The 6,432-nt window shown below is 40.0% G+C and carries 6 protein-coding genes; 5 read left to right on the forward strand and 1 reads right to left on the reverse strand.

Annotation, left to right across the window (positions count from 1 at the left end; genetic code table 11):
* Window positions 1-127: 127 nt before the first annotated feature.
* The 4 genes from AAHB12_RS27980 (at window position 128) to AAHB12_RS27995 (ending at window position 4,028) form a co-directional block, all read left to right on the forward strand.
* The gene (locus AAHB12_RS27980; protein ID WP_129731587.1) at window positions 128-820 is read left to right on the forward strand and encodes a TerC family protein; all 693 of its coding nucleotides are present in this window, start codon (window positions 128-130) and stop codon (window positions 818-820) included.
* 286 nt (window positions 821-1,106) lie between these two features.
* Window positions 1,107-1,457 carry a P-II family nitrogen regulator gene (locus AAHB12_RS27985; RefSeq protein ID WP_342048446.1) on the forward strand — a complete coding sequence of 117 codons (351 nt, stop codon included), beginning with the start codon at window positions 1,107-1,109 and terminating at the stop codon, window positions 1,455-1,457.
* 13 nt (window positions 1,458-1,470) lie between these two features.
* Entirely contained in the window at window positions 1,471-2,778 is a 1,308-nt protein-coding gene (locus tag AAHB12_RS27990; RefSeq protein ID WP_342048447.1) for an ammonium transporter, read from the forward strand.
* A 392-nt stretch (window positions 2,779-3,170) separates the two neighbouring features.
* Entirely contained in the window at window positions 3,171-4,028 is an 858-nt protein-coding gene (locus AAHB12_RS27995; protein WP_342048448.1) for a DegV family protein, read from the forward strand.
* Window positions 4,029-4,030: 2 nt separating this feature from the next.
* On the opposite strand, the gene AAHB12_RS28000 is transcribed toward AAHB12_RS27995, so the two are convergent.
* On the reverse strand, window positions 4,031-5,230 hold the full coding sequence (locus tag AAHB12_RS28000; protein WP_342048449.1) for an ABC transporter permease: 1,200 nt from the start codon (window positions 5,228-5,230) through the stop codon (window positions 4,031-4,033).
* Window positions 5,231-5,777: 547 nt separating this feature from the next.
* Here AAHB12_RS28000 and AAHB12_RS28005 point away from each other — a divergent pair.
* Window positions 5,778-6,284 carry a hypothetical protein gene (locus AAHB12_RS28005; RefSeq protein WP_342048450.1) on the forward strand — a complete coding sequence of 169 codons (507 nt, stop codon included), beginning with the start codon at window positions 5,778-5,780 and terminating at the stop codon, window positions 6,282-6,284.
* The last annotated feature ends 148 nt before the right edge of the window (window positions 6,285-6,432 follow it).

The raw sequence follows: 6,432 nt of genomic DNA on the forward strand, positions 1-6,432 counted from the left end.
AGTAAGATTTGAGAATGTGCTTCTATGTTGATACTTAACCTATGGTCTTTACTTTTCCAGGTTGGAAATACAAATTACAAATAAGTTTAGAAATGGAGCTTATCATAATGAGTGGGGGGATTTTAAAATGGATCTATTTTCGTCAGAGTTTTTCTCAGCGCTGTTGGCTATCATTGTAATTGATTTAGTTTTGGCCGGAGATAACGCGATTGTAATTGGTCTTGCAGCAAGAAGGCTGCCAAAGGATCAACAAAAAAAGGTTATTATTTGGGGGACAGTCGGTGCGATAGCTATCCGCGCCTTAGCAACATTAGTTGTGGTATGGTTATTAAAAATTCCGGGTTTGCTGCTTATCGGGGGTCTTTTGCTTCTTTGGATCGCATATAAGCTGCTTACAGATGAAAAAGGGCATGATGTAAAAGAAGGAAACAACTTTTGGGAAGCAATTCGTACAATTATTATAGCCGATGCATTAATGGGCTTAGATAATGTGCTTGCAGTTGCAGGAGCTGCACACGGAAGCTTCATGCTCGTCATTCTCGGACTGATTATTTCCGTTCCGATTGTTGTATGGGGAAGCACGCTTATCCTAAAGTTTGTCGAGCGTTTTCCGATTATTATTACACTCGGTGCTGCCGTTCTTGCTTGGACAGCGTCCAAAATGATTGTAGAAGAACCTTTCTTGAAACCATATTTTGCTAATCCTATTATCAAGTATGGTTTTGAACTTCTCGTCGTTGCTGCTATTGTATTGGCAGGAACACTTAAAAAAAAGAGTAGTCACAAAAATGAACAGACAGCAGAGAGAGCATCAATATAAATCAACGCAAAAAGCCTTGCTTATCGCAAGGCTTTTTGCGTTGATTTATATGTCATCTTTTTGCTTATATTGGTTTATTTAACAAATTATGCTGCTTTGTATGCATACAAAAAAACCTAATATTTTCAAAAAAATGAAAAGGCTAACATTGGAGAAAGAGAAGGATAAGCATAGAATTTGAAATACCAAAAATTATACTATGAGAAAGCATTGACTTTCTTTTTTAATACGTTATAATTTGTATCAGTTGATGTTAGGAAATCTAACAACAAAGGGGTTGATCGTGATGAAGAAAATAGAAGCTATTATTAGACCGCAACGTTTAACGGAAACAATTAGTGCTTTAAAAGCAATTGGTATAACTGGTTTTACTGTTTCACAAGTAGTTGGCAGAGGAAAGCAAAAGGATGCAAAGGGTGTGTATCGCGGTAAAAATTATACGGTAACATTGCATCCGAAGGTGAAGCTAGAGATTGTGTTGTCAGATTACATGGTAGATCGCACAATTCAAGCAGTAATTGAAGCAGCTCAAACAGGAACAGATGGAGATGGCAAAATTTATGTGTATCCTATTTTTGAAGCCTACAACATTCGAACAGGTGTAGTGGATGAGGATATCGATGATTTAGCAAAGTAAGGGGGGTGAACAGATGGAGCTTATGTACTTAAATACGGTATGGATTGTAATTGCGGCGGCAATGGTTTTCTTTATGGAGGGCGGCTTTAGCTTGCTGGAGGCAGGTTTAGTGCGGACAAAAAATGCAGTTAACGTAACGATGAAAATTTTTGTTGATTTAACGATCGGTGTTCTTGGTTTTTGGTTGATCGGTTTCGGCATTATGTTTGGTAAAGATGCGTTTGGTTTCATTGGCACAAGTTTGTTCGGACATCCGGAGAGTATTGATCTTGGCGGTATTCCATTACCAAGCACAGCGTATGTTTTATTTCAGATTGGGTTTGCCATTGCATGTATCTCCATTATTTCTGGAGCAGTAGCGGAACGTATGAATTTTAAAGCTTATATTTTGACAGCAGCACTTATGACTCTTATTATTTATCCGCTATCTGGTCACTGGATTTGGAGCAGTGATGGATGGCTTGCAAAGCTTGGTATGAAGGATTTTTCCGGCTCTGCTGCTATTCATGCGCTGGGGGGGTTTGCGGCTTTAGCGATGGCAAAGCTGCTCGGAGCAAGAAAGGGACGATTTAATTCTGACGGAAGTGCAAATGTATTTGCGCCGAGCAATATTCCTTTAGCGTCCGCTGGTGCATTTGTTTTATGCTTTGGCTGGTTTGCATTTAATGCAGGAAGCACACTTGATGCGTCTAATGCTGCTCTTGCACCTGTTGCATTAAATACAATGCTTGCAGGAGCGAGTGGCGGTACAGTCGCATTGCTGCTTACGATGCAGAAATACGGCAAGGCTGATCCGAGTATGACAATTAATGGTATTTTATCTGGACTTGTGGCAATAACAGCTGGCTGTGCATTCGTATCACAATGGAGTGCGATTATCATTGGTGCAATCAGCGGTGTAATTGTAATTTACGCAACGCTATTTGTTGATAATATGAAAATTGATGATCCTGTTGGCGCAGTTGCAGTGCATGGTGCAAATGGTCTATTTGGAACGATTGCTGTTGGTTTGTTTGATATGAAGGAAGGCTTACTTACAACGGGTCATACATCATTGATTCTTGTACAATTACTTGGTGCTGTTGTTGTTGCGGTCTGGGGATTTGCGGGTGGTACTTTCATTGCGAAGCTGGCGGAAAAAACAGTTGGTCTTCGTGTGAGCGAAGAGGAAGAAGAAGAAGGTCTCGATATGTCTCACCATGGTATCCCAGCTTACAACGATTTGGAACGTTTCACTGATATTCCTGTTAACCTGTACGATTTCCAAGAAACAACAGGTATTGTAGTGGCACAGCCAAAAAGCACTGTAAGTAGCAATTAAAACAGGATAGAGATATACAAGAAAACGCAACAGAATCGATTCCTTCTGTTGCGTTTTTTAGTTCATACTTTAAGAAAGTATAAATTTCTAGCAGGAAGACAGTTCGACGTAGTTGGAAATTTTAAGAACAAAGTTATCAGTGCAACTACGCCTCTATCTTCGTCCAAGGGCATGGCTCGTCAATCGGCGGGTTTTCCTTATTTATTCCTTTCATTCTTTCTGTACAAAATATGATTACCCTTATGCTAGCAATAGAACTTGTTCTTTGCATCATGCTGAAACAATTATCCGCACCTTGAAAAACAGAGCGACCTGCAATAAAAAGGTAGTAGCAGCTTAATTTGCTGTATAGTATGATAGTAGCCATTACGTACAATAAAGGAGGGGCAAATGTGAAGAAGAAAATCGCTTGGATTACGGACAGTACAGCCTACTTATCAGAAGAACTGCGACAGCATCCAGATGTGTATGTTGTTCCATTGGTCATTATGTTTGGAAATGAAACATATGAGGACGGTGTAACAATTGATGAGCAGCAAATTTACGAAAAGATGAAGCAGTATAACGCTGTTCCGACAACCTCCCAGCCAGCAGTCGGTAAATTTGCGCAGTTGTATGAACAGCTGAAGGACACATATGAGCATTTTATCATACTTCATATATCCCAGAAGCTAAGCGGTACTTATTCAGCAAGTAAGCAGGGAGCTGACATCGCAGGCATTTCCTATAATCTCATTGATACAAGAGTGACAACAGCGGGGATGACGTATTTACTTGAAGAAGGCCTACATATGGAGAAGCAAGGAAAAACAATTGCTGAGATAGCCAGCCGTCTAGAGGAGCTTGTTCCTGCATTAGAAAACTATATTTTAATCGGGAATTTATCGCAGCTTCATAAGGGTGGTCGCTTAAGCAACGCACAGTTTGTTCTTGGTACCTTATTAAATATTAAACCGATTTTACAAATTCACGATGGCATTGTTGATGTATTTGAGAAAGTTCGTTCAGAGAAAAAAGCGACAAAGCTGATTATGGAGAAATGCCGTGAAGCTTTTGCAAAGCATGATATAACAAGGCTCGCAGTAATTCACGGCAATCGTGAGGAGGATGCACTTCGGTGGAAGGAGATGCTTCTAGAGCTTCATCCGCACCTGCGCGTAGATATTGTTCCTATTACTTCTACGTTAAGCGTTCATGCGGGAGAAGGGACACTTGCAGTTATGTGGTACAATGCGCATTTACATGGTTAGATCTATGTGTATTGAAGCTTCTTGACACGACGGTATAAAAGCAAAGGGGTCAGCAAAATTCCGCTGCAAAAGGATAGAAGAATATAGGAAGGTTTTGGAATAGTTGCTGCGATTACGCTAGAGAAAATCGTATTACTAAATAGTGTGAGTACAAGCAGAAACCTGAAAAATGATTGCCTTCTACTGTTGCTCGTAAGCGGATATAGCTCTAGTATGGCATGCGTGTAGAAATGTTTCCAAAGGGCTAATATTTGCAGGCTGGATAAGTAGAGAAATACGAGCGCAGCTGCATATTTTCCTGGAAAGCCTTGTATGTAAATTAATAAAATAGATGTAATAAGTAAAAAGCGTACGTATAATCCTAGATAGTCATTCCCTCTTATAAAGGCAAGCGTATACACAAACAAAAACGGCATTTTTGTTTGTTCGATCGGTTTTTTGATGAGAGCTGCCAAAAGCATACGAGGCTTTACTTTCCGGATAACTTGGGGAATATCTGTAAAAATGTTAAGGAAGCGGTAAAACATGAAATCTTGTTCATGTTCTTGTTGAATAAGGCGCTCCCAATAAATCAATGACTGTTTTGTTTGTCTGGAATATATCCAAATAAGCAGCATAACCAGCAGGGGAACAATGAGCAAATAAAAGGATGCTCGCAGCAAGAGAAAATAAGAAAAAGCCATGTTTAGCACGAAGCGTATCATGTACCGTATGCTGCCTTTTTCTGTGTGATGATACCAAAGCCAGTGTATAAATACATTCCATCCTTTTACAACGGAAAGCAAAAATAAAGCATTCCAGAAAAAGAACAGATCTGTTGTACCGATCTTCTTATAGAGAGGAACGGCTAGTAGTACTGCAATACAGAGAGATAGCCATTGTATTAAAAAGCTGTAAAGGAGACTATTTCTAAAATAGGGGGCCAGCCGATGTTCTGCCGCCAATAGGAATACAAGATCCGCATCCTTTACAAATGTACGAAGGCGAACACGTGTTAATATAAATGAGAGCAGCAGGCTAAGACAGAGGATAGAGTTCTCTTTAGACGGAGGTGCCTGAAGCAGTTTCGCATAATAGTAGCCGCCCATACCAAATACGCAAAGAAATGCATAAAACAAACTCCCTCCGATGAGTGAGAGGTATTTTGCGTTCCTTTGTATATGGCGGTGAAACCGTTCCAACCAAAGCTGATGTCCATCCATTGAAATCTCTCCTTGTATTCTAATTATTTTAGTTATTAGTTCTTTGTACTGTATTCATCTCCTGCTTTGGAAGTAGGATTTTCTAACAGTAAAAAGGAATGAAAATCAGAAGGGTCTCGGCTTTTGCTGGGATCTTTTTCAGTTTGTTGAGAAACCATTTGAAATGTAGTTTATCCTTTAGAAGAAATGTAGAGGCAATAAGTTGAAACAGCTGAAGAATTGCCCTTAATCTTCTTTAGTTTTGATACGTTGTCGTAAGGAATTTCTGTACTTGGAAATACTTCCGCCTCGAAACGGACTTTTATTTCACTTTAAGAAAGGATAAATTTCTAGCCGGGAGACCATTCGACGAGTTTTCTTTATCATTTTCCGACAGAAGACCTCCACTTCAAGCACGTGATGAGCGTAGCCCAGTGGTAAGTGGAGGATGAATGTCGGCTAGGCAATCGCCTAGCCTGTTTGGTAAATAGGGAAATGCAACTAGACAAACATATGTTCTTTTGATAATATATAATTACCAAAAAGAACCAAAAGGGAGTAGAAAGGAATGAAGAAGTGCTATTTTTCCAATCGAATCTATAAATACAAGGTCTCCCACGATTTGAATCAGGAACTCTCTCATTCTCTCCGTCTCTATAATAGAGCCATGCGCACGGCTTATACTTGGCAGACAAAACATCTATGCACGGGGAACAAGCCGTATGAAGGCACTCTTCACCTTGCGATTAAGAAACGATTTCAACTGGATGACTACTATAGTCCAGTCCAACAAGCAAATGCTCTTCGTACCTCTCAAAAGGAACTACAAGCACTGTATATAAAACAGGTAGACGGTACCATTCAGTCGATTCAAAAGAAATTAAAAAACGAACGCCGCAAGCTTACAGCATTGCGAAACATGAAGCAATCAATTGTGACTGGAAAACCGAAGCTGTACAAACGAATGGGATATCAGATGCATCAAGCGGCTTCCGGTTCGGTATATGCGCTTCATCGTAAGAACGAGACACACATTTTTGGTTCTCCCTCTATCTGTTTGAACACCGACATCTAGATAAAGAAATCAAACGCCTCAAGGCAAGAATCGGACAACTCCAGCATCGTCTCCTTCGGCAGGAGCAGAAAAAGGAGAAATTGAAACAGACGATTTCTTCTGCTTTGTTTGGCTCTCGTTCCTTCTTTCGTAAGCAGTATACAATGGA

It is taken from the genome of Bacillus sp. OTU530 (assembly GCF_038440375.1).

Coding starts and splice junctions, on each gene's coding strand:
- AAHB12_RS27980 (WP_129731587.1), top strand. CDS start 128: ATGGATCTATTTTCGTCAGAGTTTTTCTCAGCGCTGTTGGCTATCATT.
- AAHB12_RS27985 (WP_342048446.1), top strand. CDS start 1,107: ATGAAGAAAATAGAAGCTATTATTAGACCGCAACGTTTAACGGAAACA.
- AAHB12_RS27990 (WP_342048447.1), top strand. CDS start 1,471: ATGGAGCTTATGTACTTAAATACGGTATGGATTGTAATTGCGGCGGCA.
- AAHB12_RS28000 (WP_342048449.1), bottom strand. CDS start 5,230: ATGGATGGACATCAGCTTTGGTTGGAACGGTTTCACCGCCATATACAA.
- AAHB12_RS28005 (WP_342048450.1), top strand. CDS start 5,778: ATGAAGAAGTGCTATTTTTCCAATCGAATCTATAAATACAAGGTCTCC.